The following is a 24,721-nucleotide window of genomic DNA, read 5'->3' on the forward strand; positions in this document are numbered from 1 at the left end:
AAGGGAGGTAGAGGATGGCCGTATACATCCTCAAGCGGATCCTGCAGGCGATTCCGGTGTTCTTCGGAGCGACCCTGCTGATCTATTTCATGGTCTTCGCCATGCCGGGCGACCCGATCGCCAGCTTGTTCGGAGACAAGCAGCCGAACCCCGCTCTGCTGGAGCGGCTTCGTGCGCAGTACCACCTCGATGAGCCGTTCATCGTGCAGTACGGCTACTACATCGCCGGCATCTTCCGCGGCGACTTCGGCACGAGCTTCTCGGGCCAGCCGGTGGGAGACGTCCTCGCCCGCACGTTCCCCGTCACCCTGCGCCTCGCCGTCATGGCGGTCGGGATCGCATTCGTGCTCGCGATCGTGATCGGCCTATTCTCGGCCCTCGACAAGGGCGGCATCTTCGACAACTCGATGCTCGTGCTCGCCCTCATCTTCATCGCCGTGCCGATCTTCGTGCTCGCGTTCCTCGCCCAGTACTTCCTCGCGATCCAGCTGGGATGGTTCAAACCCACGGTGGGAGCGGACAACGACTGGGGTGATCTCTGGCTGCCCGCCTGGGTGCTGGGCTTCAGCGTCTACGCGACCAGCATGAGGCTCACCCGCGCATCCACCATCGAGACGCTCGGCCAGGACTGGGTCCGAACCGCGTACAGCAAGGGTCTGCCGCGTGGACGCGTCATCCCCGTGCACGTGCTTCGCAACTCGCTCATCCCGATGGTCACCGACCTCGGCACCGTGTTCGGCATCCTCATGGTCGGCGCGACCGTCACCGAGGGGATCTTCAACGTCCCCGGCGTCGGCAACACCCTGTACCAGGCGATCATCCGCGGTGAGAACCCGACGGTCGTGTCGTTCGTGACGGTGTTCGTGGTCGTGTACGTGCTCATCAACCTCGTCGTGGATCTCATCTACGGCCTGCTCGACCCGAGGATCCGCTATGTCTCGTCCTGACCTCGACCGCGGCCACTACGTCGCACCGGCCGACACCACCTCGGTGCCGGTCGATGTCGTGCGCATCGACGCCAAGCCCAGCAATCTCTGGCTGGACGCCTGGCGCGATCTGCGTCGCCGCCCGCTGTTCTGGATCTCGGCAGCCTTCGTGCTGCTGGTGATCGTCGTCGCCCTGGCGCCGACACTGTTCACCCAGGTGCTGCCGAACGACGGCTGCGTGCTGTCGAAGAGCAACGCGGGGCCTGAGGCCGGGCACCCCCTTGGCTTCACGCGACGCGGATGCGACGTCTATGCGCGCGTCATCTGGGGAACGCGCACCTCGCTCATCGTCGGCGTGCTCGCGACTGTGATCAGCACCATCGTCGGCATCGTCATGGGCGCGCTGGCCGGCTTCTACGGCGGCTGGCTCGACTCGGTGCTCTCGCGCATCGGCGACATCTTCTTCACGATTCCGTACATCATCGCGGGCATCGTGGTCATGTCGGTCATGCCCGAGCGCAACGAGCTCGTGCTCGCGTTCGCGATCGGCGGCTTCGCATGGGCATCCACGGCGCGCATCATGCGGGCCGAGGTGCTGCGCGTGAAGCAGGCCGACTTCGTGATGGGTGCCGAGTCGATCGGCATGTCGAGGTTCAAGACGCTGCTGGTGCACGTGCTCCCCAACGCCATGGCGCCCGTCATCGTCGTCGCGACGCTGTCACTCGCCGGTTCGATCGTGGCCGAGGCGACCCTGTCGTTCCTCGGTGTCGGTCTCGGCAGCGACACGATGTCGTGGGGGCTCGACATCGGACAGGCGCAGACCACCGTCCGTATCGCGCCGATGGCGCTGTTCTGGCCGTCGCTGGCCCTGACCCTCACCGTGCTGGCGTTCGTCACGCTCGGTGAGCTCATGCGCGACGCCGTCGATCCGAAGGCGAGGGCTCAGCGATGACCGAACCTCTGCTCAGAGTGCGCGACCTGCACGTCGCGTTCCGCAGCGGCAAGCAGATCCGCGAAGTGCTGCACGGCGTCAGCTTCGACATGATGGCCGGCGAGACGCTGGCCATCGTGGGCGAGTCCGGCTCCGGCAAGTCCACGACGGCGGCGGCCATCATCGGCCTGCTGCCCGGCACCGGACACGTCACCGAGGGAAGCATCACGCTCGACGGGCGCGAGCTCACGACCGCGAAGCGGGCCGAGCTCGAGCACATCCGCGGACGTGAGATCGGCTACGTGCCTCAGGACCCGATGTCGAACCTCAACCCGGTGTGGTCGATCGGCTTCCAGGTCAAGGAGGCCGTCCGCGCCAACGGGCTGGCCCAGGGGCGCCAGGAGGTGCACGACCGCGCCGTCGAGGTCCTGCAGCAGGCCGGTCTCGCTGACGCGGCTCGCCGCATGCACCAGTTCCCGCATCAGTTCTCGGGAGGCATGCGGCAGCGTGCGCTGATCGGCATCGGCCTCGCGGCCGATCCGCAGCTGCTGATCGCCGACGAGCCCACCAGTGCGCTCGACGTGACGGTGCAGCGGGTGATCCTCGATCACCTGGCGAGCCTGACCAGCGAGCGCGGCACCTCGGTGCTGCTCATCACGCACGACCTCGGCCTCGCGGGCGACCGCGCCGACCGCATCATCGTGATGAACAAGGGCGAGATCGTCGAGGCCGGTCCGAGCGCCGAGATCCTCTCGCGTCCTCAGCACCCGTACACCCAGCGTCTCGTCGCCGCGGCTCCCAGCCTCGCGTCGAAGCGCATCGGCGCCACCACGACGCGTGAGGCGGAACCTGTCTCGACCGCACCCGCGGTCGTCGAGGTGCGCGATCTCGTCAAGGAGTACTCGATCCGCGGCGGTGGACTGCGCAGCGAGAAGTTCCTCGCTGTCGACGGCGTCTCGTTCTCCATCCCGCGCGGCAAGACGCTCGCGCTGGTGGGAGAGTCGGGATCCGGCAAGTCGACTGTGGCGAAGATGCTGCTGCAGCTCGAGAAGCCCACCGACGGCGAGATCCTCATCGACGGCGCTGCGACGAGCACGATGTCGCGAGCCGACGTGTTCAAGCTGCGTCGCCGGATGCAGCCGGTCTTCCAGGACCCGTACGGGTCGCTCGACCCGCTGCGCAGCATCGGGAGCCTCATCAGCGAGCCGCTGCACGTGCACGGCATCGGCACACGCGACGAGCAGCACAAGCGGGCACTCGAGCTGCTCGATCAGGTCGCGCTGCCGCGCGAGCTGGCCGAGCGGTATCCGAACGAGCTGTCCGGCGGACAGCGTCAGCGCGTGGCGATCGCCCGTGCGCTGGCGCTCAAGCCCGACATCGTCGTGCTCGACGAGGCGGTCTCGGCGCTCGATGTGCTCGTGCAGGATCAGATCCTGCACCTGCTGTCGGATCTGCAGAGCGACCTCGGGCTGACCTACCTGTTCATCACGCACGACCTGGCGGTGGTCCGCGTCGCCGCCGACCTCGTCTGCGTCATGGAGAAGGGGAAGATCGTCGAACAGGGCACGGTGGACTCGATCTTCACCAACCCGCAGGAGGAGTACACACGCCGACTGCTCGACGCGATCCCGGGTGCGTCGCTGCCCCTGGGCGGCGTGGGTCTGTGACACCCGAGAATCCCGCGACACCTGCCAGCGCCGCCTCGCCCCGTAACCGGGGCGGGGTGGCGCTGCTGGTGATCTGCTCGGTGCTGTCGGCGGTGATGCTGATCGACGCGGCGGTGCGAGCCGACGTCGGCACCGCGCTGCTGCTGGCGCCATGGATGCTGCTGGTGCTGTGGTTCGTCTACGTCGTCGGCGTCGCGTCACGCGTGCGGGCGCAGCGCGACGGTGTCTTCGTGCAGAACCTGCTGCGCACGACGTTCGCTCCGTGGGCGCGCGTGCAGAGGATCGACATGCGGTGGCAGATCGAGATCGCGCTCGATGACGGATCCCGGCTGACGTGCTTCGGCGGTCCGTCGCGGCGTCGGCCGCAGCGTCTCGGCCCCGGTCGCACCAAGGAGGACGCCAACGGCGACGCCGATGACGCAGTCGCGGCTCTGCGTCGTGCGAAGGCGAATGCCGAGAGCGTGTCGCCGGTCCCGCCCATCCGGCGCGGCTGGGACATCCCCGCGGTCGTCGCTCTGCTGGCGATCGTCGCGTGGGCTGTCATCGCGGTGCTCGTCACGCGCGGCTGACTCGCGCTCACCCCGGCAGGCCGAACAGCGCCGGCCAGGCGGCCGCCGCCCAGGGGTATCCCACGAAGGCGATCGCGTCGATCAGGAAGTGCGCCACGAGGAAGGGCAGCAGACGCCCCGTGCGGGCGTAGAGCCAGCCGAAGAGCAGCCCCATCGCCAGGTTGCCGAGGAACGCGCCAGGCCCTTGATACAGGTGGTAGCTGGCGCGCAGCACGCTCGTCGCGATGATGACCGGCCACGCGCCCCAGCCGAGCTGCGTGAGGCGGGCGAACAGGTAGCCGAGCACGACGAATTCCTCCTGGACGGATGCCCGAGCCGCTGACAGCAGCAGGATCGGCACCGTCCACCAGTGCGCGTCGAGACCGGCCGGATCGACAGCCACGAACCACCCGAGTCCGCGTCCGACGAGGTAGAGCCCGATGCCGGGGATGCCGATCGCGGCGACGAGCCCGATTCCCCAGCCGATGTCGCGCACCGGACGCGTGCCGTCCAGCCCCAGCATCCCGAGATGCGGCCTGTGCGACTGCCAGAGCAGGAAGCACACGAGAAGGACGGGCACGATGCCGAAACCGATCGACAGCAGCTGGTAGATGAGATCGAACACCTCGCGGTCGCTGCGCGACGGGTTCAGCGTGGCGGTCTGATCGGCCAGGGGAGTGGAGTCGGTGAGGCGGTAGGCGAGCTGCACGATCGCATAGACCGCCGCCTGCCCGAGCCCGAGCGCGAGCACGATCCCGATCTCCCACCACAGGCGCTTCCGATTCACCCTTCCGATGCTAGGTGCCTGCTCCCAGGTACGACGTGCGGCCATACGCTATTCTGGAACGTCGCTCACGTTCATTCGGTGCACGAACCGTCTCGCTGACGCTCGTCCGGTACAGCGGCATCTCTCACCTACGACTCCGCATTGGACTTCTTGAATGGCGCACGCCCTCCGCTCTGACCTCCGAAACGTCGCGATCGTCGCACACGTCGACCACGGCAAGACCACCCTCGTCGACGCGATGCTCCGCCAGACCGGCTCGTTCGGCTCTCACGAGCACATGGAAGAGCGCGCGATGGACTCGAACGACCTCGAGCGTGAGAAGGGCATCACGATCCTCGCCAAGAACACGGCGATCACGTACAACGGTGTCCACACCGAGACTCCGATCACGATCAACGTGATCGACACCCCCGGCCACGCCGACTTCGGCGGTGAGGTCGAGCGCGGTCTGTCGATGGTCGACGGCGTCGTACTGCTCGTCGACGCCTCCGAGGGGCCGCTGCCGCAGACCCGCTTCGTGCTGCGCAAGGCGCTCGAGGCCAAGCTCCCCGTCATCCTGCTGGTCAACAAGACCGACCGCCCAGACGCCCGCATCGCCGAGGTCGAGGAAGAGGCGCACGACCTGCTGCTCGGACTCGCCTCCGACCTCGTCGACGATGTTCCCGACCTCGACGTCGACGCGCTGCTCGACGTGCCGGTGGTCTACGCCTCCGGCCGCGCCGGCGCCGCGTCGCGCAACCGCCCCGCGAACGGCGACCTGCCCGACAACGACGACCTCGAGCCGCTGTTCGAGGCGATCCTCGAGCACGTGCCCGCGCCCTCGTACGACGACGAGGCGCCGCTGCAGGCTTGGGTCACGAACCTCGACTCCTCGGCGTTCCTCGGTCGCCTCGCCCTGCTGCGCGTGTTCAACGGCACCCTGAAGAAGGGCCAGACGGTGGCGTGGGTCCGTCAGGACGGCACCACGCAGAACGCTCGCATCACCGAGCTGCTCATGACCAAGGCCCTCGACCGCTACCCCGCCGAGTCGGCGGGCCCCGGCGACATCGCCGTGATCGCCGGCTTCGCCGACATCATGATCGGCGAGACCATCGCCGACCCCGAAGACGTGCGCCCGCTGCCGCAGATCACGGTCGATGAACCGTCGATCTCGATGACCATCGGCACCAACACCTCGCCGCTCGTCGGCAAGGTCAAGGGCCACAAGCTCACCGCCCGCATGGTGAAGGACCGCCTCGACCGCGAGCTGATCGGCAACGTGTCGCTGCGCGTGAACGACATCGGCCGCCCCGACGCCTGGGAGGTGCAGGGCCGTGGTGAGCTGCAGCTCGCCATCCTCGTCGAGAACATGCGTCGCGAGGGCTTCGAGCTCACCGTGGGCAAGCCGCAGGTCGTCACCCGGAAGATCGACGGCAAGGTGCACGAGCCCTACGAGCACCTGACCATCGATGTGCCCGAAGAGCACCTCGGCGCGGTCACCCAGCTGATGGCGAATCGTCGTGGCCGCATGGACAACATGATCAACCACGGCACCGGCTGGATCCGCATGGAGTTCATCGTGCCGTCGCGCGGTCTGATCGGCTTCCGCACGGAGTTCCTCTCGATCACGCGCGGCACCGGCATCGCGAATGCGATCTCGCACGGCTACGACGAGTGGGCCGGTTCCATCGTCGCGCGCCAGAACGGCTCGATCGTCGCCGACCGCGCGGGAGTCGTGACTCCGTTCGCCATGATCGCCCTGCAGGAGCGCATGTCGTTCTTCGTCAAGCCCACCGAAGAGGTCTACGAGGGCATGGTCGTGGGTGAGAACTCGCGCGCCGACGACATGGATGTGAACATCACCAAGGAGAAGAAGCTCACCAACATGCGCTCGGCGACCGCAGACTCGTTCGAGTCGATGACGCCCCCGCGCATCCTCTCGCTGGAGGAGTCGCTCGAGTTCGCTCGCGAGGACGAGTGCGTCGAGGTGACGCCCGAAGCCGTGCGCATCCGCAAGGTGATCCTCGACCAGACCACTCGCGGTCGCGAGGCATCGCGTCTGAAGCGCCAGGACGCGAACGCCAACGCCTGATCAGGCTGATCTGCGCGAAGACCCCGGCCCACGGCCGGGGTCTTCGTCGTCCGGCCCTCGCAAGGAGGGCGGGTGCAGGGGCTGAGATAACGAACTCATAACATACTTTCCCGAGAGCGATGAGGCGGCATTCTCGGGAAGCGGGCATGTTCTGCCCAGGTGGGCGCAGGGTTTCATCCAGGTGGGGCAGTCAGGCTTGTTCCTCGTGCCCGGGAAACGACGCTCCCATGAGCGCGCCCCGCGAGGGTCCGGGCCATCGACAACCCGAAGGTCGAACCCCCTCCCATGATCGATACCCTGAACACCCGCGCGTCTCAGCGCGTCTCCCATGTGGCAACAGCCCACTCCCGTATGCGTCGCCCTCTCATCGCCGTGGCCATCGGCGCGGTGCTCGCGGCCTCCGCCGCTGCTGGCGCAGTCTTCGCTCCGGCCGCTCTCGGCGCGATCCCGTCGGAGCAGGCGCTTGATCAGGCGGCGGACGCCGCGGATGACGGCAAGATCGCCCTGGTCAACGCGGAGTCTCTGAACAACGTGGTCGCCGGCGTCGACTTCCCGATGCAGACCGAGACGACCCGTGTCGACCTGACCGACCTGAGGACCGACGTGAAGCGTCTCGGCCGAGCAGATCAGCTGTCGTCGGAGCAGGTCTCCGAGCTGACCGCCGAGGTCGTGCTCGGCACGGTCATCGTGCAGTCCAAGACGTCTGACCTGCAGGACGCCCTGACCGCTGCGAAGGCCGCGGAAGCCGCCCGGGTCAAGGCGGAGGCCGAGCGCATCGCCGCTGAGAAGGCGGCCAAGGAGGCTGCAGAGAAGAAGCGCCGCGCGGCAGCGGCCCTCGCTGCGGCGAACACCCCCGACGGTGCGAAGGCCGTGGCCCGCGCCATGGCGGCAGAGCGCTACGGCTGGGGTGAGGGCGAGTTCTCGTGCCTCGCGAACCTCTGGACCAAGGAGTCGGGCTGGAACTACAAGGCCTACAACGAGAACGGTGGCGCCACGGGCATCCCTCAGGCCCTTCCCGGCAGCAAGATGGCCACGGCAGGAGCCGATTGGCGCACGAACGCCGCGACGCAGATCGCCTGGGGCCTCGGCTACATCGATCGCGCCTACGGCTCGCCGTGCGCCGCCTGGGGCCACTCGCAGGCCGTCAACTGGTACTGAGGCCAGCGGCCGCGGCGGTCAGCGCAGCTCCGACACCAGCACCGCGCTGGTGCCGGGGCTGCGCGCCTCGAAGATGTGGGCCGCGTCGCCCGCGTACGACAGGTAATCGCCGGGGTGCAGCAGCTCCGGAGCGTCGGCCGGGCCGATCAGCGCCTCGCCGCTGACCAGCACGACGTGCTCTGTCGTGCCGGTGTGGTGGGGGAGCGATCGCCTCGGCTCTCCTGGCTCGGCCTGGATGAGGTAGATGTCGCGACGTGTTCCGGGGGCCGCAGCCGAGAGCAGGGTGGCGAGGTAGGGGGATGCCGCTGACGGCACTCCGGCGTGATCGCCGAGCCGGATGAGCCGCGATGCCGGCGCACGGTCTTCGACCAGGGTTGCGAAGGGGACGCCCAGTGCATCGCCGATCGCCCAGAGCGTCTCGACGCTCGGGTTGCCTGCGCCGCTCTCCAGCTGCGAGATCGTCGCCTTCGACACGCTCGCGCGTCGTGCGAGCTCGGACACCGACAGTCCTGCCCCCTCTCGTTCGCGACGAAGAGAGTGGGCGAGGCGCTCCCGCAGTTCCATGCGTTCAGTATGTCAAACGATCGTTCAACTTGACTGCACGACGGTAGCTGTTCAGAATGATGATCATGCGTTCATCAGAGCGAACAGTGGTGCATGACCAGGCCCGCAGAGAGGTCTGGCGCGAGGGGCTTGGCGTGGCCATCGCCACGAGCGCCTATGGCATCTCTTTCGGCGCCCTGTCAGTGGCATCCGGACTCGACGTCTGGCAGACGTGCGTGCTCAGCCTGCTGATGTTCACCGGGGGATCCCAGTTCGCCTTCATCGGCGTCTTCGGTGCAGGTGGCGTCGCCGCCCTCCCGTCGGCGATCGCTTCGGCCGCTCTGCTCGGGGTGCGCAACGTCGCCTACGGCATGCGGATGTCGTCGATCATCGGCGACGGCTTCTGGCGTCGTGCTGCAGCTGCCCAGGTGACCATCGACGAGTCGACCGCCGTCGCGATCTCCCAGGAGCGCCCGCACCTGCGTCGTCTGGGGTTCTGGCTCACCGGGCTGGGGGTGTTCATCGGCTGGAACCTCATGACCCTCGCCGGGGCCCTGCTGGGCGACGTGCTGGGGGACCCGAAGACGTGGGGGCTCGATGCGGCCGCAGCCGCCGCCTTCCTCGCTCTGCTGTGGCCCCGCCTCAAACAGCGGCAGGCCATCGCGGTCGGTGTGGCTGCGGCCGTGGTGGCGGCCAGCCTCACGCCGTTCCTCATGCCGGGCCTGCCCGTGCTCGTGGCAGCGTTCGTCGCGATCCTCGTCGGGTGGTTCAACTGGCTCGGGCGTGACGCCCCGCAGCAGCCGCTGCAGGGGGTCGACGCGTGACGGTCTGGAGTGCGGTGCTGCTCGCCGCGTGCATCTGCGTGGGGCTCAAGGTCGCCGGCTACCTGGTTCCGGCGCGGCTGCTCGAGGCGCCCCGGCCGGCGCGGATCTCGGATCTGCTGACGGTGGCGCTGCTCGGTGCGCTGGTCGCGGTGCAGACGCTCGGCGCGGGGCAGGCCGTGGTGGTGGATGCCCGGGTGCCGGCTGTCCTCGTCGCCGCAGGCCTCCTGTGGATGCGGCAGTCCTTCCTCGTCGTCGTCTTCGCTGCAGCGGCCGTAGCCGCCCTGCTGCGGATGCTCGGGCTCGCGTCTTGACTCCGTCCCGTCGGCTTTCCCCCGCACAGCCGGGGGAAAGCACCGCGCAGTAGGCTGAGTCCGTGCGCAGAATGCTCTCTCGCGGCCTCTCATGGCTGGCCGCCGCCTTCGTCGGAGCCGTCTACGGCATCGCCGCGACCATCGCGCACAGCTTCACGATCGGACCGATCCCCGTCGGCATGATCCTCGGGTCGATCGCCTGCGCCGCACTGCTCGTCGCCCTGCGTGCCCTGACGCGCGATCGCTGGGCCGCACTGGCCGCGGGCCTCGGCATGCTCGCTCTGCTGCTCGTGATCTCGCAGCGGGGGCCCGGCGGGTCGATCATCGTGCCGAACACCCCGCTCGGCAACATCTGGATGTACGTCGCCGCAGGCATCGTGATGCTCGTCGTGGCCTGGCCCGACACGTCGCGGCTGCGTGCGCTGTCGGCGGGCACGGCCGCTCCTCGGGGCGAGGCGCGCTGAGGGGTCGTAGACTGATCACGTGACGTACGTGATCGCCCTTCCCTGCGTCGATGTCAAGGACCGCGCCTGCATCGACGAGTGCCCCGTGGACTGCATCTACGAAGGTGAGCGGATGCTGTACATCCACCCCGACGAGTGCGTGGACTGCGGCGCCTGCGAGCCCGTCTGCCCCGTCGAGGCGATCTACTACGAAGACGACCTGCCGGAGGAGTGGGCCGACTACTACAAGGCCAACGTCGAGTTCTTCAACGAGATCGGCTCTCCCGGCGGCGCCTCGAAGGTCGGCGTGTACGACTTCGACCACGCGGTGGTCACCGCGCTCCCCCCGCAGGGGGAGTAGGTGGGGGTCCGGGATCTCGCGGATTACCCGTGGGACGCGGTGGTGCCCTACCGCGAGCGGGCGTCCCAGCATCCGGATGGACTCGTCGACCTCTCGATCGGCTCGCCGGTCGATCCGACGCCCGAGGTGATCCGCCGTGCGCTCGCCGAGGCGACGGACGCGCATGCCTACCCGCAGACCGTCGGCACCGTCGACGTGCGACGCGCCATCGTCGACTGGTACGCCCGCCGGCGCGGCGTGCCCGATCTGACCGATGCCAACGTCATGCCGACGATCGGCTCGAAGGAGCTCGTGGCGCTGCTGCCCCTGCTGCTCGGCATCGGACCCGGCGACATCGTCGTGCATCCGCGAGTCGCCTACCCGACTTACGCGGTCGGCGCTGCCGTCGTGGGAGCGGCTGCCGTCGCCGCCGACGACCCCGCCGAATGGCCGGAGGGCGCCAAGCTCATCTGGATCAACACGCCGGGCAACCCCGACGGCCGCACCTGGAACGTCGAGGAGCTGAGTGCCGCCGTGCGTCGTGCGCGCGAGCTGGGTGCGGTGCTCGCGAGCGACGAGTGCTACGCCGAGCTGGGATGGGATGGACCCTGGCGGACCGAGTCGATCCCGTCGGTTCTCGACCCTCGGGTCACCGACGGCAGCCGGGCGAACCTGCTCAGCGTGTACTCCCTCAGCAAGCAGTCGAATCTTGCGGGGTACCGCGCGGCGTTCATCGCCGGATGCTCGAAGCTCATCGCCGAGGTCCTCGCGGCGCGCAAGCATCTCGGCCTCATGCCACCCGCCCCTGTGCAGCACGCCATGGCCGTCGCACTGCGCGACGACGAGCACGTGGAGACGCAGAAGCGGCTCTACCGTGAGCGGCGCGAGGTGCTGCTGCCCGCGCTCGTCGCCGCCGGCTTCCGCATCGACGGGTCAGAGGCAGGACTCTATCTCTGGGCCACGGAGGGGCGCGACGCCTGGGAATCGATGGACCGCCTCGCCTCTCTGGGCATCCTCGCCGGTCCAGGACACTTCTACGGCGATCACTCGGGCCGGCACGTGAGGCTCTCGCTCACCGCACCCCTAGAGCGGGTGCAGCAGGCGGCCGCCCGACTGGCGTCCGCTGCGCAGTGAGGTTTTTGTGCGCATCAGCCTCTGATGGCGCCGATCTCTTGGCGGATGTCACAGTAGGCCGACGGCACGACTAGGCTGTAGGGGCGATGGGGTCCCACGCGACCCGGCGCTGCGTGCGTCTCACATCGCCTACGACGATACGAACGCAGCAGGAGGTTGGCGTGAGCGCAGCTCAGCCCGAGAAGGCTACTCTTTCGATCGGCGACACCACAGCGGAATTCCCCGTGGTCCGCGGGACGAGCGGCACCGACAGCATCGACTTCTCCACGCTCACGCGTCAGACCGGCTACACGGGCCTCGACTACGGGTTCGTGAACACGGCGTCGACCAAGTCGGCTGTCACCTTCATCGACGGTGATCAGGGCATCCTGCGCTACCGGGGGTACCCCATCGAGCAGATCGCCAAGAACTGCAGCTACCTCGAGGTGGCGTGGCTGCTGATCTACGGCGAGCTGCCGACCGCGACCGAGCTCGCCGAGTTCGACGAGAAGATCCGTCGGCACACGCTGCTGCACGAGGACCTCAAGCACTTCTTCTCCGCCCTCCCGCACACCGCGCACCCGATGGCGGTGCTCTCATCGGCGGTGGCTGCGCTCTCGACGTACTACGAGGGCCAGACCGACCCGAACAACCCCGAGCACGTCGAGCTCAACATGGTGCGCATGCTCGCCAAGCTTCCCGTGATCGCGGCGTACGCGCACAAGAAGAGCGTCGGACAGGCGTTCCTGTATCCCGACAACTCGCTGAGCTTCGTCGACAACTTCCTCAAGCTGAACTTCGGGGTGCACAGCGAGCCGTACGAGGTCAACCCGGTCATGTCAAAGGCGCTCGAGCTGCTGCTGATCCTCCACGAGGACCACGAGCAGAACGCGTCCACCTCGACCGTGCGACTGGTCGGATCGACCGGCGCCAATCAGTTCGCGTCGATCTCGGCCGGCATCCAGGCGCTGTCCGGTCCGCTGCACGGCGGGGCGAACGAGGCTGTGCTGACCATGCTCGGACAGATCCGGGACTCGGGCCAGAGCGTGCAGCGTTTCGTCGAGAGCGTGAAGAACAAGGAAGCCGGCGTCAAGCTGATGGGCTTCGGACACCGGGTCTACAAGAACTACGACCCGCGCGCCAAGCTCGTGAAAGAGGCCGCAGACGAGGTGCTCGCCGAGCTCGGCGTGACCGACCCCCTGCTCGACCTCGCCAAGGAGCTCGAGGAGATCGCCCTCGCGGACGACTACTTCAAGGAGCGCCGCCTCTACCCCAACGTCGACTTCTACACCGGCGTCATCTACAAGGCGATGGGCTTCCCGACGCGCATGTTCACCGTGCTGTTCGCGATCGGCCGTCTGCCCGGCTGGCTCGCGCAGTGGCGAGAGCTGAACCTCGACCCGCAGACCAAGATCGGTCGCCCGCAGCAGCTCTACGTCGGCTCGCCCGAACGCAGCTACCCCGGGCGCTGAGTCGCCGCGAGAAGGGACGTCGACGCGCTGCGTCGGCGTCCCTTCCGCTGTCCCGGCCGGTCAGCCGACCTGAAGGCCGCGCACCACGCAGAGCGGCCCGCCGAAGAACCAGGTTCTTCAGCGGGCCGCTCTGCGGTCGGTGTCCTGTCGGTCAGCGTCCCTGGGGGCGGCTTGCACGACGCGAGCCGGCGCGCGCCCGGGCGGCACCCTGGTCGCCTTGACGCGAGTGGGTCGCCGGGGCGCCGGTCTGCGTGGAGTACCGGGCCTGGCTGCCCTGCGAGCGTGAGCGACCGGCGTCCGCACGGCCCGCTTCGTGACGCGATGATCCGCCCTGGCGCTGGCCTGCGTTCTGCCGCTGACCGCTGTCCGCCCGCTGAGCGGTGTCGGTGCGGCGGGCGGCGTCGCCGCCGTTCCCGCGGCCGCGACGGCGACGGCCGCCGTCACGTGAACCGGGCTGCGAGGCATCCGCTGCACCGCCCCTGGCGGCCGGCTTCGACTTCGGCTTGTTCTGCTGCTGCGCGACCGGAACCGTCTTGATCTTCGGTGCTCGCTCGCCGACGAGCTCCTCGACGATCGCCGGGGTCACGTCTTCGAGTCCGACGGTGATCTGGGCCTTCCGCAGAATGTCCTTCACGTCACGACGCTGCTCGGGCAGCATCAGCGTGACGACCGTGCCTGCGGCTCCGGCGCGCGCGGTGCGGCCCGAGCGGTGCAGGTACGCCTTGTGCTCGACGGGCGGGTCGACGTGCACGACGAGCTCGACGTCATCGACATGCACGCCACGGGCGGCGACGTCGGTCGCGACGAGAACCCGCACCCCGCCGTTCGCGGGGTCGGCGCCGAAGGCTGCGAGGTTGCGCTCACGCGCGTTCTGGCCGAGGTTGCCGTGCAGGTCGACCGACGGGATGCCCGCGGAGGTCAGCTGCTTGGCGAGCTTCTTGGCGTGATGCTTGGTGCGCGTGAACAGGATGCGGCGGCCGACGCCGGACGCGAGGTCCTCGACGAGCTTCTTCTTGGCATCCGCGTCCGAGGCGATGAGCACCCGGTGGGTCATCTCGCCCACAGGCACGCTCGCCTCGTCGACCTCGTGGCTGACGGGGCTGCTGAGGAAGCGCTTGGCGAGAGCGTCGATGCCCCGGTCGAGCGTCGCGCTGAAGAGCAGACGCTGGCCACCGGCGGGAGTCGCGGCGAGGATGCGGGTGACGCCGGGCAGGAAGCCCAGGTCGGCCATGTGGTCTGCCTCGTCGAGCACGGCGACCTCGACGGCGCCGAGCGAGACGACGCCCTGCTTCATGAGGTCCTCGAGGCGGCCGGGGCAGGCGACGACGATGTCGACGCCGCCACGGAGAGCCTGCTCCTGGGGACGCTGGCTGACACCGCCGAAGACAGTGGTGACGCGCATGCCGACGGCTTCGGCGAGAGGCTTGATCGTCGCGGCGATCTGGGTGGCGAGCTCGCGGGTCGGTGCGAGCACCAGACCGCGCGGGCGGCCGGCCTGGCGGCGGGCACCTGATGCGGAGAGGCGAGCGACCAGGGGCAGCGCGAACGCGATCGTCTTGCCGCTGCCGGTGCGGCCGCGGCCGAGCAGGTCACGACCGGCCAGGGAGTCGGGAAGGGTGTCGCGCTGAATGGCGAACGGCTCGGTCTTGCCGTCGGCGGCCAGCACGTCGGCCAGCGCGGCGGGCACGCCGAGATCGATGAAGGAAGGCATAGGAGTATCTCCGGGAAAGGCGCAGCGGGGCTGCGGGAATGGGCGACGGCGCTGGTTCACGCATCGGTTCGCCGCTCGAGATGTCCGCATACCGGATGCCGGTGCGGAAGGGTATCGACGACGCAGACGTCTCGCTTCGCGAGGGGCGTCGAGTCCACCCTAACAGTCGCAGCCCGCGCCGACCTGGACGAACGCCCGTTCCGGGTGCCTCGCCCGCTGCGTCAGCCCCTCTTCCGGGTGCTGTGGCGTATCAGGCGTGCAGCATCTCGTTCAGGGTCACACCGTGGCCCGAGCGCTGCACGACCTCGACCGCGCCGCTCAGCGAGTTGCGGCGGTAGAGCAACCCGCTGCGGCCGGACAGCTCGGCGGCTTTGATGGTCTGCCGAGCGCCGTCGGGGGTGACGGGAGCGTCGGCGATGACGACCTTGGTGCCGGCGGTGATGTAGAGGCCGGCTTCGACGATGCAGTCGTCGCCGAGCGAGATGCCGATTCCCGCGTTGGCTCCCAGCAGGGTGCGCGCGCCGATCGACACACGGTGCTGCCCGCCGCCCGAGAGCGTGCCCATGATCGATGCGCCGCCCCCGATGTCGCTTCCGTCGCCGACCACGACACCCTGCGAGATGCGTCCCTCGACCATGGACGCGCCGAGCGTGCCTGCGTTGAAGTTCACGAAGCCCTCGTGCATGACCGTGGTGCCGGGCGAGAGATGCGCGCCGAGGCGCACCCGCGAGGCGTCGGCGATGCGCACGCCCGCCGGCTGCACGTAGTCGGTGAGGCGGGGGAACTTGTCGAGCCCCTGGATCTGAATGGCGTGGCGCTGCAGCACGGGGCGAAGTCGCGCGGCGTCGTCGGGGTGCATGGGGCCTGCGGTCGTCCATGCGTTGTTCGGCAGGTGCGCGAAGATGCCGTCGAGGCTGAGCTCGTTCGGGCGCACGAGCAGACGCGACAGCGCGTGCAGACGCAGGTACGCGTCAGGGGTCGAGGTGACCGGCGCGTCGAGGTCGATGCTGAGCTGCACGAACTCGATCGTCACGCCGCGGCGCTCGTCCTCGTCGGCGAAGGCGCCCCATGTGGCGGCGGCCGCCGCGGCGTCATCGGGCTCCTGGGCTCCGAAGCCGGCCTCGGGGTACCAGGCGTCGAGGACGGTGCCGTCCGACGCGATCGTGCTCAGTCCGATGCCCCATACCGTGCGTGCAGTGCTCATGCCTCTACGGTACGCGGCCCGACACACGGCCGAGGAGTTGTGACGACGTGGCTAGGCTGGGGACATGGCGCTCGATCTGACCGCAACCTCTCTCGAACTCACTCGCACGATCTGCGACATCCCGAGCGTGTCGGGCGGTGAGGCGCGTCTCGCAGACGAGATCGAGGCGGCCGTGCGCGCGTACCCGCACCTCGAGGTCGTGCGCCACGGGAACACCGTCGTGGCCCGCACGGATCTCGGCAGGGCGCAGCGGGTCGTGATCGCGGGTCACATCGACACGGTGCCGATCAACGACAACGTGCCCACCCGCGACATCGAGATCGACGGAGTGCCGTTCCTCTGGGGACGAGGCACCGTCGACATGAAGGCAGGCGTGGCGGTGCAGCTGAAGCTCGCCGCCGAGCTCACCTCGCCCTCGGTCGACATCACCTGGATGTGGTACGACAACGAGGAAGTCGACGCCGCGCTGAACGGACTCAACGTGCTCGCGCAGGCTCGGCCAGACCTCTTCGAGGCGGACTTCGCGATCCTGGGCGAACCCTCGGACGGGCGCGTCGAGGGCGGCTGCAACGGCACGCTGCGCGCTGTGGTCCGCGTGCGCGGCGTTCGCGCGCACAGCGCCCGCTCGTGGATCGGCGAGAACGCGATCCACGCGGCGGCTCCGATCCTGTCGCGGCTCGCCGAGTACCGGGCGCGGGAGGTCACGGTCGAAGGACTCGGGTACCGCGAGGGACTCAACGCCGTCAGCATCCGCGGAGGTGTGGCGGGCAACGTCATCCCTGATCTGTGCGAGGTCGACGTGAACTACCGCTTCGCCCCGAACAAGAGCGTGGCCGACGCCGAGGCGCATGTGCGCGGCGCCTTCGCGGGCTTCGAGGTGGAGATCGTCGACGCGGCAGGCGGCGCGCGGCCAGGACTCGACGCCCCGATCGCCCAGCAGTTCCTTGCCGCCGTCGGGGGAGAGGCGCACGCCAAGTACGGATGGACCGACGTCGCGCGGTTCTCGGCGATGGGCGTACCAGCGGTCAACTACGGCCCCGGCGACCCGCACCTCGCGCACCACGACGAGGAGCGCGTACCCGTCTCGCAGATCGAGGACGTCGAACGCGGACTCCGCGCGTGGCTCAGCGGCTCCTGACCCCGGCCCTGCGCACCTGGATACGGATGCCGGTCGCCGGCCGCATCGCGATCATCTATCTGCTCGCGCGGCTGACCACGACCGGTTTCTTCGCGATCGCCGCCGCGTCATCCCCGCCGGGGTCGCGGTTCGGCATGCAGCCGACGCTCGGCGACTACGTTCTGGGCTGGGACGCGCAGTGGTACTGGACCGTCGCCGTGTTCGGCTATCCGTCGACGCTTCCGCTGAACGACGCCGGGCAGGTGACCGAGAACGCGTGGGCGTTCATGCCCGTGTACGCGTACCTGTCGCAGTTCGTCGGACTGGGGGACTGGGGCGCGGGTGCCCTGGTGGTGTCGCTCGTCGCCGGATTCCTCGCGTGCCTTGCCCTGCACAGGCTGCTCCGTCGCAGGATCGGCTCGACGGCGGCGCTGTGGGCCGTCGCCTTCTTCGCCTGCGGGCCGCTCGCGGCGCTCTTCCAGGTGGGATACGCCGAGAGCCTGTTCGTGCTGCTGCTGCTCATCGCTCTCGACCTCGCGTCTCGGCACCGGTACGGGTGGCTGTACCTGCTGATCCCGGTGATGGGCTTCACGCGGCCCGGTGTGCTCGCTTTCGCGCTCTTCCTCGGACTGCACGGAATCGCACGTTGGGCCGCACGAGAACGCGAACCGCTGCCGGCGAGGGATGTCGTGCACATCGTGGCCCTCGGCGCTCTCACCACAGCGGTCGGCTTCTCGTGGCAGGTGATCGCCGCAGCGGTGACGCGCGATCCCGGCGCGTACCTGAAGACCGAGCTCTCGTGGCGCCGGAACTGGCTGGTCGACCCGAGTGCCGACTTCGTTCCCTTCGACGGGTTCGTGCGCGGCGCCGAGTTCTGGGCCGCGCAGTGGGGGATGCCTGCATGGGCGGGCTGGGTGATCCTGGCGGTCCTGGTGATCGGCGCGGCATACGCTCTGCTTCGCGCCAGGAACGTGCGCAGCCTCGGCGTCGACATCCGGCTGTGGAGCGCGAGCTATGTGCTCTACCTTCTCGCGGTGTTCTTCCCGCAGTCGAGCACGTTCCGTCTGCTGTTCCCGCTGACGCCGCTCGCGGGAGCGCTCGCCGTGCCGCGCTCGCGGGCATACAGATGGGGTGTGCTTCTCGTCTGCCTGCTGCTGCAGCTGCTGTGGATCCTGGCGATGTACGGCTCGGCGCAGACCTTCTGGCAGGTGCCGTGACGTCCCGGTGACTCGCGGACGCCGAACCTGTGAGCCTACCGATAAACTTGACGCATACCACCGAGGGAAAGGGTGCCACGATGGCAGCGATGAAGCCGAGGACCGGCGACGGACCGATGGAGGCCGTGAAGGAGGGGCGACTCATCATCGTGCGGGTTCCGCTCGAGGGCGGCGGCCGACTGGTCGTCTCCGTGAACGACGCCGAGGCGAAGGAGCTTCACGACGTGCTGGCAGCCGTCGTGAACGCCTGACCTGCTTGACGAGAAGGGCGGTGGATCTTCGGATCCACCGCCCTTCTGCTGCGTCCTGAGGCCGCTGCGGGTCTACTCCGCGATGCGGGTGAGCTGCAGCAGCCCCTCGCCAACGGTCGACAGCGCGGCGAGCACGGCCTGCGATTCCTGCGTCTCCTGCACCAGTGAGCGGTACGCCGTTGTCACCGCGTCCCGCTGCACGGGGTCGGCCACGCGGCCGCCGTGCAGAACACGCGGCACCAGCACGAGCCCGCCCGTGCGCACGAGCCGCAGACCGTGCTCGACGTACTCGATGACGTTCTCGGCGTCGGCGTCGATGAGGACGATGTCGTACGCGCTCTCGTTCATGCGCGGCAGCACGTCGGCGGCTCGACCCGTGATGAACCGGCCGCGGGCTGCGGGGATGCGTGCGTCGGCGAACGCCTGGCGGGCGGCCGCGAGATGCTCGGGCTCATTGTCGATCGTGGTCAGCACCGCCTGCGGCGCGCCGCGCAGCAGCCACAGTCCGGAGACGCCGGCACCCGTGCCGATCTCGACGATCGAGCGCGCAGCGGTCGCCGCGGCGAGCACGGCGACCTGGGCGCCGACCGCCGGACTGATCGGGGCTGCTCCGAGTTCGAGTGCGTGGGCTCGCGCACGGGCGATCGCGGCGGGTTCCACGATGGTCTCGCGCGCGAATCGGGCGTTCGCGTCGTGCTCGCTCATGGTGTCTCTCCTCGGAAAAGCCGGTCATGACAAGCGTAAGCGGCCGAAGCGACTCGGAAGGGGAGGCGCGGCGGGTAGCCTGGGGGGATGGAACTGGGGTTGACCTTCGACAAGCTGCTGCTGATCGGCCTTGTCGCTGTCATCATCATCGGCCCTGAGCGGCTGCCGAAGGCGGCAGAGACGTTCGCGAAGTTCGTGCGACGCGCGGGGGAGTACCTGCGCGAGACCAAGAGCAAGATGCGCGATGAGCTCGGTCCTGAGATCGACGAAGTCGATTGGCGCAAGCTGGATCCTCGTCAGTATGACCCCCGACGGATCATCCGCGACGCGCTGTTCGAGGAGCCCGAGTTCGACGCGCATCCGGCTCCGGCGCCGACCGCCGTCGCGACCGATCCGGTCGCACCGGTGCGGCAGCGGATGGCCCGCACTCACTTCTCACGGCAGACTCCGCCGCCCTTCGACGTCGAAGCCACCTGACCGTCGGCGCGTGGCCGGTGATCAGCCGAGCCGCAGCGGCAGCGCACGGCCCGAGAGACCGCGCCCACGGTGGGCGATCCCCTCGGCGAGCGATGTGATGGCTCGGGCCGCGACGTCGTCGGGCTCTCCGAGCACGATCGGGATGCCCTGGTCACCGCCTCGGCGGAGGGCAGGGCTGAGCGGAATGGATGCCAGCAGCGGCACGTCCTCACCGTCGGCGCTGAGTGCCGACGCGACCTTGGCGCCTCCGCCTTCGCCGAAGAGGTCGAGCAGGGTGCCGTCGGGCAGGGCGAACGCGGCCATGTTCTCGATCACGCCGATGACGCGCTGGCCGGTCTGCCTGGCGACGAGCCCGCTGCGGATCGCCACGTCGGCGGCGGCAGGCTGCGGGGTGGTGACGACCAGCACCTCCGCGTGCGGCAGGATCTGGCCGATCGAGATCGCGATGTCGCCGGTGCCAGGTGGCATGTCGATCAGCAGCACGTCGAGGTCGCCGAAGAACACGTCGGTGAGGAACTGCTGAACCGTGCGGTGCAGCATCGGTCCCCGCCAGGCGACCACGGCTTCACCCTCGCGCAGGAACATCCCGATCGACACGGTCTTCACATCGTGGGCGACGGGAGGCAGCATCAGGTCGTCGATGCGCGTCGGCTGCGTGCCGGGTGCGATCCCGAGCAGACCGGGGATCGAGAAGCCGTGCACATCGGCGTCCACCAGGCCGACGCGCAGACCCTGCCGGGCGAGCGCCACGGCCAGGTTGGCGGTCACGGTCGACTTGCCGACGCCGCCCTTCCCGCTGGACACGAGGATGACGCGGGTGAGCGAGTCGGGGCCGAACGGCATCTGGCGTGCGGGGCGGCCTTCGCGGAGCTTCTCGGTGAGCGCGCGACGTTCGTCCGGCGTCATGACGCCGACGTCGACCGTCACGTCGTCGATGCCCATGACGGATGCTGCGGCATCCCGCACATCCTGCTCTATGCGCTGAGCGGCAGGGCATCCGACGATCGTGAGCACGATCGCGACCCGGGCGGTCGAGCCGTCCACGGCGATGTCGCGCACCATGTCGAGGTCGCCGATCGGACGTCGCAGCTCGGGATCGGTGACGGCGGCGACGGCGGTCCGGACGCGGTCAGCGAGCGTCATGGCTGTTCTCTGCTGCGCCCTCATCGTCGTTGAGCTCGGCGAGCAGCGCCTTCAGCTCCTGGCGCAGCACGTCGCGGGTCACCTGCTGGTTCGAGCGCTCCTCGAGCGACATGCGCAGCGCCACGATCTCGCGCGCCAGGTATTCGGTGTCTGCGAGGTTGCGCTCGGCGCGCTGCCGGTCCTGCTCGATCTGCACGCGGTCGCGGTCGTCCTGCCGGTTCTGTGCGAGCAGGATGAGGGGAGCAGCGTACGACGCCTGCAGCGACAGGATCAGCGTGAGCGCGGTGAAGCCGAGGGCGGCGGAGTCGAAGCGCCACCAGCCGTTCTGCTCGGCCAGCATCGTGTATGCGATCCAGAGCGCGCAGAACAGCGTGAGGATCGTGAGGAAGGTCGGCGTTCCCATGGCCCGCGCGACCCACTCGGTGAAGCGGCCGAAGCGGTCGCGCGACGGCGCCTGCGTGCGCGTGGTGCCGAGGGTGCCTGGAGTGTCGAGACGCGCCGCGCGCGACGGACGCGCCATCATCGGGCACCAGCCGTCGGCTCGTCGGCGTCATGGGTCCGCCAGTCGTCGGGCAGCAGGTAGTCGAGCACGTCGTCGACGCTGATCGCGCCGACGAGGCGGTGCGCGCTGTCGATCACCGGCAGCGAGACGAGGTCGTAGCTGGCGAGCATGCGGGCGACCTCGGCGGCCGATGCGGTCACGGCGACCGGCTCGACGGACTCGTCGAGGATCGCACCCAGGCGCTCATGCGGGGGATAGCGCAGCATCTTCTGGAAGTGCACCACGCCGAGCAGGCGCCCGGTCGGCGTCTCGAACGGCGGCAGCGTGACGAACACGGCCGCCGCGAGAGCCGGGTGCAGCTCGTGACGGCGGATGAGGGCGAGCGCCTCGGCGACCGTCGCATCGGCGGACAGGATGATCGGCTCCGGCGTCATCAGACCGCCGGCGGTGTCGGCGCCGTAGCGCAGCAGCGTCCGGACGTCCTCGGCCTCCTCCGGATCCATCAGGGCGAGGAGGTGCTCGAGGCGCTCTGGCGGAAGCTGGGCGAGCAGGTCGGCGGCGTCGTCAGGCTCCATCTCGTCGAGCACGTCGGCGGCGCGTTCGTCGCCTAGCCTGTCGAGGATGCCGACCTGATCGTCTTCGGGCATCTCCTCGAGGGCGTCTGCGAGCCGCTCGTCCGGCAGCTCCTCCGCGACTTCGATACGGCGCTCCTGCGGCAGGTCGAGCAGGGTCGTCGCCAGGTCGGCGGCGTGCAGTTCCGAGTAGGTGGCAACCAGCTGCTCGGCCGACTGCGCCTCGCCTGGTTTGCGCAGCTCGGCGACCTCGTTCCATGCGGCGAAGGCGGTGGGGCCCTTGGCGAACGGCGACGCGCTGGTCTTCGCCTTCCGAAGGAACAGCTGGGTGATGCCCCACTCTCCGTGGCGGTCCTGCTCGATGGCGACGTCTTCGATGACCGCAGTGCCACCGCCGTCGATGAGACTGACGCGGCGGCCGAGGAACTCTGCGACCACGCGCACCTCGCCGGGGCGGGGCTGGAAGCGACGCACGTTGATGAGGCCTGTCGTGATGACCTGGCCGGAGCGGATCGAGTTGACCCTCCCGATGGAGAGGAACACATGTCGGCGCCCGGGGATCTCGATCACGAGGCCGATCACGCGGGGCGATGCGGTCTTGCGATAGACGATGACGACGTCGCGGACCTTGCCGAGGCGATCACCGGCCGGATCGAACACGGCGCAACCTGCCAGACGTGCGACGAAGACCCGTTGTGTGCTCACTGTTCCAGCGTAGTCCGCGAGCATCGTGTCGTCCCGGCGGGTGACGACTCGCCGCCGTCGATGGGACAATGGCGGCATGAGCATGCTGAATCGACCGGTGAACGGGAACGACCTCGGCGAGGTGATCGCCTCGACGAAGGACTACGAGGCGGCCCAGAAGATCGTGTCGAAGCTGATCGCGGGTGAGGTGCCGGCGCGCGACATCGCCATCGTGGGCGAGGGCGTGCGCACGGTGGAGCGCGTGACGGGGAAGCTCGGGTACGCCGCGGCCGCGCGGTCAGGTGCGACGAACGGCGTGCTGATCGGGCTGCTGCTCTCGGCCATCATGCTGTTCGGCACGCCCGATGCGCCGATCTCGCTCTTCCTCGGGTTCCTGCTGATCGGCGTCGCGCTGGGCATGATCATGAGCCTGGTGACGTACTCGATCGTGCGTCGGCGCCGCGACTTCGCGAGCATGATGCAGATGCTCGCCGAGCACTACGAGGTGCGCGTGCAGGCTGCTTCTCTCGCCAAGGCCCGCGGGGTGGTCGGTCCCGGGCGGCCGCAGTCCGTGCGCCCGCCCGTCGACCTGAGTGAACCGCCCCGCTACGGCGAGCGGGTGCCCCCGGCGGGGCAGGGCGTCCCCGCGGCTCCGGTCGCGCCGCCCGTGGCCGACCCCGCACCGGCACCGCAGCCGCCCGTCGAGCCGGAGCAGGGCCCTGGTACGGAGCCGGCCCCCGGACAGGCGGGTGGCCCGGTCATCCCGCCGAAGCCGCCGCTTCCCGGCACCGAGCCGGGAGACGGCGCCCCGGCATCAGGAACCTCCGCGCATCCAGGAGCGGCTGCGGGCCCGGCATCCGGACCTGAATCCGGTTTCGAGGGTGAGACGTCGCCGCCGACCGATCTGCGATGACGGCGGAAGGTCGCGTGGCGACCGGCGCGTCGGCGTGGGCGCTGGGGATGCTGGTGCTCGTGCCGATCCCGTTCCTCGGCGCGCTCGCCGCAGGCGGCGGCATGATCGCGGCCTACGGCTCGCTGTCGAGGCAGGGGCCGCTGGCGAAGCGGAATGCCGCCGCGGCGCGTGCGTGGGGCCGGCTGTTCCTCGTATCGTCCACAGTGCTGCTGCTGGCCCAGCTGGTGATCGGGCTGGTTCGGCTGACGACGCCGAGTGCGCCCGCGACGGGTTTCTTCCCGCAGGGCATCCCGTTCGCGCTGTACATCGTCGTGTGCGTGACGCATCTGGTCGTCGTGCTCGTGGCGCTGCGTCGTGCGCGCCGCGGTGAGGTGGTGCGGGTGCCGTTCGTGAGGAGTGCGTGATGGGTGTCGAGGTCGACCTGCCGTCGGGGGCCGTGTCTGTCACCACCGCGTGGTCCGAACCCGACGATGACTCGCGTGGCGTCGTCGCGATAGCCCACGGGGCGGGTGCGGGCATGGATCATCCGTTCCTGGTCGGATTCGCCGAGGCGCTGCGCGTCTCGGGCTTCACGACGGTGCGATTCAACTTCCCGTACGTCGAGGCGGGTCGACGGATGCCAGGACCCGCAGCCCACGCCGTGCTGACCTGGCGTGCGGTGGTGGACAGCATCCGGGCGGAGCGACCGGATGCTGCGATCTGGGCGTGCGGCAAGTCCTACGGCGGCCGGATGGCATCGATGGCCGTGGCCGAGGGGCTGCAGGTCGATGGGCTGGTCTACCTGGGTTACCCGTTGCACCCGCCGGGAAAGCCCGAGAAGCCGCGAGTCGAGCACCTTCCCGCCGTGCGCCCGCCGCAGCTGTTCGTCGAGGGCACGAACGATCCGTTCGTGCAGCCGCTCTCGCAGCTCGAAGAGGCGGTCGCGTCGTGTCAGGATGCCACGATCGCCTGGATCGACGGCGGCGGGCACTCGTTCGAAGTGAAGGGCAGCACGCGTCCAGCGGATGCGGTGGGGGCAGGGCTTGCCCCGGTGGTGGTCGATTTCATCGCGGAGGTGCGCTCAGGAGGGTGAGGGCCGACGGTCGGGCGGG

The 24,721-nt window shown here is 69.2% G+C and carries 27 protein-coding genes; 19 read left to right on the top strand and 8 right to left on the bottom strand.

All coding sequences use genetic code 11. The annotated features are described in order from the left end of the window. Window positions 1-14 precede the first annotated feature (14 nt). From JOE67_RS13275 to JOE67_RS13290, 4 genes are read left to right on the top strand one after another with little or no spacing between them, the layout of a single operon-like run. Window positions 15-947: an ABC transporter permease gene (locus JOE67_RS13275; protein ID WP_204976008.1), complete on the top strand. Its 933-nt coding sequence runs from the start codon at window positions 15-17 to the stop codon at window positions 945-947. Beyond that, entirely contained in the window at window positions 934-1,878 is a 945-nt protein-coding gene (locus tag JOE67_RS13280) for an ABC transporter permease (protein ID WP_204976009.1), read from the top strand. The genes JOE67_RS13275 and JOE67_RS13280 overlap by 14 nt, the downstream gene beginning before the upstream one ends. Further along, window positions 1,875-3,524 (top strand): dipeptide ABC transporter ATP-binding protein, encoded by a 1,650-nt coding sequence (locus JOE67_RS13285; RefSeq protein WP_204976010.1) that lies wholly within the window; start codon window positions 1,875-1,877, stop codon window positions 3,522-3,524. The genes JOE67_RS13280 and JOE67_RS13285 overlap by 4 nt, the downstream gene beginning before the upstream one ends. Window positions 3,525-3,580: 56 nt before the next feature. Then, window positions 3,581-4,093 (top strand): PH domain-containing protein, encoded by a 513-nt coding sequence (locus tag JOE67_RS13290; protein WP_204976011.1) that lies wholly within the window; start codon window positions 3,581-3,583, stop codon window positions 4,091-4,093. Between the two features lie 7 nt (window positions 4,094-4,100). Here the strand turns inward: JOE67_RS13290 and JOE67_RS13295 are convergent, their stop codons facing one another. Then, entirely contained in the window at window positions 4,101-4,859 is a 759-nt protein-coding gene (locus tag JOE67_RS13295) for a CPBP family intramembrane glutamic endopeptidase (RefSeq protein ID WP_420827648.1), read from the bottom strand. 154 nt (window positions 4,860-5,013) lie between these two features. Here JOE67_RS13295 and typA point away from each other — a divergent pair, with 154 nt between their 5' ends. Beyond that, window positions 5,014-6,930: a translational GTPase TypA gene (gene typA / locus JOE67_RS13300; RefSeq protein ID WP_204976013.1), complete on the top strand. Its 1,917-nt coding sequence runs from the start codon at window positions 5,014-5,016 to the stop codon at window positions 6,928-6,930. Between the two features lie 285 nt (window positions 6,931-7,215). Continuing rightward, window positions 7,216-8,088 (top strand): aggregation-promoting factor C-terminal-like domain-containing protein, encoded by an 873-nt coding sequence (locus JOE67_RS13305; RefSeq protein WP_204976014.1) that lies wholly within the window; start codon window positions 7,216-7,218, stop codon window positions 8,086-8,088. Window positions 8,089-8,106: 18 nt separating this feature from the next. Here the strand turns inward: JOE67_RS13305 and JOE67_RS13310 are convergent, their stop codons facing one another. Continuing rightward, a complete protein-coding gene (locus tag JOE67_RS13310; RefSeq protein WP_204976015.1) occupies window positions 8,107-8,652 on the bottom strand; it encodes a helix-turn-helix domain-containing protein in 546 nt (181 codons plus the stop codon). A gap of 65 nt (window positions 8,653-8,717) precedes the next feature. Between JOE67_RS13310 and JOE67_RS13315 the strand changes: the two genes are divergently transcribed. The 6 genes from JOE67_RS13315 (at window position 8,718) to JOE67_RS13340 (ending at window position 13,134) form a co-directional block, all read left to right on the top strand. Further along, on the top strand, window positions 8,718-9,455 hold the full coding sequence (locus JOE67_RS13315) for an AzlC family ABC transporter permease (RefSeq protein WP_204976016.1): 738 nt from the start codon (window positions 8,718-8,720) through the stop codon (window positions 9,453-9,455). Next, window positions 9,452-9,766 carry an AzlD domain-containing protein gene (locus tag JOE67_RS13320; protein ID WP_204976017.1) on the top strand — a complete coding sequence of 105 codons (315 nt, stop codon included), beginning with the start codon at window positions 9,452-9,454 and terminating at the stop codon, window positions 9,764-9,766. The genes JOE67_RS13315 and JOE67_RS13320 overlap by 4 nt, the downstream gene beginning before the upstream one ends. A gap of 71 nt (window positions 9,767-9,837) precedes the next feature. Then, the gene (locus tag JOE67_RS13325) at window positions 9,838-10,230 is read left to right on the top strand and encodes a histidinol dehydrogenase (RefSeq protein WP_204977067.1); all 393 of its coding nucleotides are present in this window, start codon (window positions 9,838-9,840) and stop codon (window positions 10,228-10,230) included. A 19-nt stretch (window positions 10,231-10,249) separates the two neighbouring features. Then, window positions 10,250-10,570 (top strand): ferredoxin, encoded by a 321-nt coding sequence (gene fdxA / locus JOE67_RS13330; protein ID WP_204976018.1) that lies wholly within the window; start codon window positions 10,250-10,252, stop codon window positions 10,568-10,570. After that, window positions 10,571-11,683, top strand: coding sequence for a succinyldiaminopimelate transaminase (gene dapC / locus JOE67_RS13335; RefSeq protein ID WP_204976019.1), 1,113 nt, complete (start codon window positions 10,571-10,573; stop codon window positions 11,681-11,683). A gap of 161 nt (window positions 11,684-11,844) precedes the next feature. Beyond that, complete coding sequence (locus JOE67_RS13340; protein ID WP_204976020.1) at window positions 11,845-13,134, top strand: citrate synthase; 1,290 nt, start codon at window positions 11,845-11,847, stop codon at window positions 13,132-13,134. A gap of 151 nt (window positions 13,135-13,285) precedes the next feature. On the opposite strand, the gene JOE67_RS13345 is transcribed toward JOE67_RS13340, so the two are convergent. Beyond that, entirely contained in the window at window positions 13,286-14,845 is a 1,560-nt protein-coding gene (locus JOE67_RS13345; RefSeq protein WP_204976021.1) for a DEAD/DEAH box helicase, read from the bottom strand. 250 nt (window positions 14,846-15,095) lie between these two features. Next, window positions 15,096-16,049, bottom strand: coding sequence for a 2,3,4,5-tetrahydropyridine-2,6-dicarboxylate N-succinyltransferase (gene dapD, locus JOE67_RS13350; RefSeq protein WP_204976022.1), 954 nt, complete (start codon window positions 16,047-16,049; stop codon window positions 15,096-15,098). Between the two features lie 64 nt (window positions 16,050-16,113). Between dapD and dapE the strand changes: the two genes are divergently transcribed. From dapE to JOE67_RS13365, 3 genes are all read left to right on the top strand, one after another. Further along, complete coding sequence (dapE, locus tag JOE67_RS13355) at window positions 16,114-17,187, top strand: succinyl-diaminopimelate desuccinylase (protein WP_204976023.1); 1,074 nt, start codon at window positions 16,114-16,116, stop codon at window positions 17,185-17,187. Then, window positions 17,169-18,383, top strand: coding sequence for a hypothetical protein (locus tag JOE67_RS13360; protein ID WP_338041613.1), 1,215 nt, complete (start codon window positions 17,169-17,171; stop codon window positions 18,381-18,383). The genes dapE and JOE67_RS13360 overlap by 19 nt, the downstream gene beginning before the upstream one ends. An 80-nt stretch (window positions 18,384-18,463) precedes the next feature. After that, window positions 18,464-18,634, top strand: coding sequence for a DUF3117 domain-containing protein (locus JOE67_RS13365; RefSeq protein WP_182252669.1), 171 nt, complete (start codon window positions 18,464-18,466; stop codon window positions 18,632-18,634). A gap of 72 nt (window positions 18,635-18,706) precedes the next feature. On the opposite strand, the gene JOE67_RS13370 is transcribed toward JOE67_RS13365, so the two are convergent. After that, window positions 18,707-19,339, bottom strand: coding sequence for an O-methyltransferase (locus JOE67_RS13370; protein ID WP_204976024.1), 633 nt, complete (start codon window positions 19,337-19,339; stop codon window positions 18,707-18,709). A gap of 87 nt (window positions 19,340-19,426) precedes the next feature. Here JOE67_RS13370 and JOE67_RS13375 point away from each other — a divergent pair, with 87 nt between their 5' ends. Continuing rightward, on the top strand, window positions 19,427-19,816 hold the full coding sequence (locus JOE67_RS13375; protein WP_204976025.1) for a twin-arginine translocase TatA/TatE family subunit: 390 nt from the start codon (window positions 19,427-19,429) through the stop codon (window positions 19,814-19,816). A 21-nt stretch (window positions 19,817-19,837) separates the two neighbouring features. On the opposite strand, the gene JOE67_RS13380 is transcribed toward JOE67_RS13375, so the two are convergent. From JOE67_RS13380 to JOE67_RS13390, 3 genes are read right to left on the bottom strand one after another with little or no spacing between them, the layout of a single operon-like run. After that, the gene (locus JOE67_RS13380; protein WP_204976026.1) at window positions 19,838-20,959 is read right to left on the bottom strand and encodes an Mrp/NBP35 family ATP-binding protein; all 1,122 of its coding nucleotides are present in this window, start codon (window positions 20,957-20,959) and stop codon (window positions 19,838-19,840) included. Then, window positions 20,946-21,479, bottom strand: coding sequence for a DUF1003 domain-containing protein (locus JOE67_RS13385; protein ID WP_204977072.1), 534 nt, complete (start codon window positions 21,477-21,479; stop codon window positions 20,946-20,948). The genes JOE67_RS13380 and JOE67_RS13385 overlap by 14 nt, the downstream gene beginning before the upstream one ends. Then, a complete protein-coding gene (locus JOE67_RS13390) occupies window positions 21,479-22,738 on the bottom strand; it encodes a magnesium transporter MgtE N-terminal domain-containing protein (RefSeq protein ID WP_204976027.1) in 1,260 nt (419 codons plus the stop codon). Before JOE67_RS13390 ends, JOE67_RS13385 begins: the two co-directional genes overlap by 1 nt. 76 nt (window positions 22,739-22,814) lie before the next feature. Between JOE67_RS13390 and JOE67_RS13395 the strand changes: the two genes are divergently transcribed. From JOE67_RS13395 to JOE67_RS13405, 3 genes are read left to right on the top strand one after another with little or no spacing between them, the layout of a single operon-like run. After that, on the top strand, window positions 22,815-23,630 hold the full coding sequence (locus JOE67_RS13395) for a YflT domain-containing protein (protein ID WP_239528152.1): 816 nt from the start codon (window positions 22,815-22,817) through the stop codon (window positions 23,628-23,630). Further along, a complete protein-coding gene (locus JOE67_RS13400) occupies window positions 23,627-24,034 on the top strand; it encodes a magnetosome magnetite crystal formation protein family (RefSeq protein ID WP_204976028.1) in 408 nt (135 codons plus the stop codon). The genes JOE67_RS13395 and JOE67_RS13400 overlap by 4 nt, the downstream gene beginning before the upstream one ends. Then, a complete protein-coding gene (locus JOE67_RS13405; protein ID WP_204976029.1) occupies window positions 24,034-24,702 on the top strand; it encodes an alpha/beta hydrolase family protein in 669 nt (222 codons plus the stop codon). Before JOE67_RS13400 ends, JOE67_RS13405 begins: the two co-directional genes overlap by 1 nt. Window positions 24,703-24,721 lie beyond the last annotated feature (19 nt).

The organism is Microbacterium esteraromaticum (assembly GCF_016907315.1).
Lineage (GTDB): Bacteria > Actinomycetota > Actinomycetes > Actinomycetales > Microbacteriaceae > Microbacterium > Microbacterium esteraromaticum.

Excerpts from the sequence above, each read along its gene's own strand:
- JOE67_RS13305 (WP_204976014.1), top strand. The coding sequence starts at position 7,216 with ATGATCGATACCCTGAACACCCGCGCGTCTCAGCGCGTCTCCCATGTG.
- JOE67_RS13385 (WP_204977072.1), bottom strand. The coding sequence starts at position 21,479 with ATGGCGCGTCCGTCGCGCGCGGCGCGTCTCGACACTCCAGGCACCCTC.
- JOE67_RS13370 (WP_204976024.1), bottom strand. The coding sequence starts at position 19,339 with ATGAGCGAGCACGACGCGAACGCCCGATTCGCGCGCGAGACCATCGTG.
- JOE67_RS13275 (WP_204976008.1), top strand. The coding sequence starts at position 15 with ATGGCCGTATACATCCTCAAGCGGATCCTGCAGGCGATTCCGGTGTTC.
- dapD (WP_204976022.1), bottom strand. The coding sequence starts at position 16,049 with ATGAGCACTGCACGCACGGTATGGGGCATCGGACTGAGCACGATCGCG.
- dapE (WP_204976023.1), top strand. The coding sequence starts at position 16,114 with ATGGCGCTCGATCTGACCGCAACCTCTCTCGAACTCACTCGCACGATC.
- JOE67_RS13325 (WP_204977067.1), top strand. The coding sequence starts at position 9,838 with ATGCTCTCTCGCGGCCTCTCATGGCTGGCCGCCGCCTTCGTCGGAGCC.
- JOE67_RS13365 (WP_182252669.1), top strand. The coding sequence starts at position 18,464 with ATGGCAGCGATGAAGCCGAGGACCGGCGACGGACCGATGGAGGCCGTG.
- JOE67_RS13400 (WP_204976028.1), top strand. The coding sequence starts at position 23,627 with ATGACGGCGGAAGGTCGCGTGGCGACCGGCGCGTCGGCGTGGGCGCTG.
- JOE67_RS13395 (WP_239528152.1), top strand. The coding sequence starts at position 22,815 with ATGAGCATGCTGAATCGACCGGTGAACGGGAACGACCTCGGCGAGGTG.
- JOE67_RS13280 (WP_204976009.1), top strand. The coding sequence starts at position 934 with ATGTCTCGTCCTGACCTCGACCGCGGCCACTACGTCGCACCGGCCGAC.
- JOE67_RS13380 (WP_204976026.1), bottom strand. The coding sequence starts at position 20,959 with ATGACGCTCGCTGACCGCGTCCGGACCGCCGTCGCCGCCGTCACCGAT.
- JOE67_RS13315 (WP_204976016.1), top strand. The coding sequence starts at position 8,718 with ATGCGTTCATCAGAGCGAACAGTGGTGCATGACCAGGCCCGCAGAGAG.
- JOE67_RS13375 (WP_204976025.1), top strand. The coding sequence starts at position 19,427 with ATGGAACTGGGGTTGACCTTCGACAAGCTGCTGCTGATCGGCCTTGTC.
- JOE67_RS13285 (WP_204976010.1), top strand. The coding sequence starts at position 1,875 with ATGACCGAACCTCTGCTCAGAGTGCGCGACCTGCACGTCGCGTTCCGC.
- typA (WP_204976013.1), top strand. The coding sequence starts at position 5,014 with ATGGCGCACGCCCTCCGCTCTGACCTCCGAAACGTCGCGATCGTCGCA.
- JOE67_RS13405 (WP_204976029.1), top strand. The coding sequence starts at position 24,034 with ATGGGTGTCGAGGTCGACCTGCCGTCGGGGGCCGTGTCTGTCACCACC.
- JOE67_RS13345 (WP_204976021.1), bottom strand. The coding sequence starts at position 14,845 with ATGCCTTCCTTCATCGATCTCGGCGTGCCCGCCGCGCTGGCCGACGTG.
- JOE67_RS13310 (WP_204976015.1), bottom strand. The coding sequence starts at position 8,652 with ATGGAACTGCGGGAGCGCCTCGCCCACTCTCTTCGTCGCGAACGAGAG.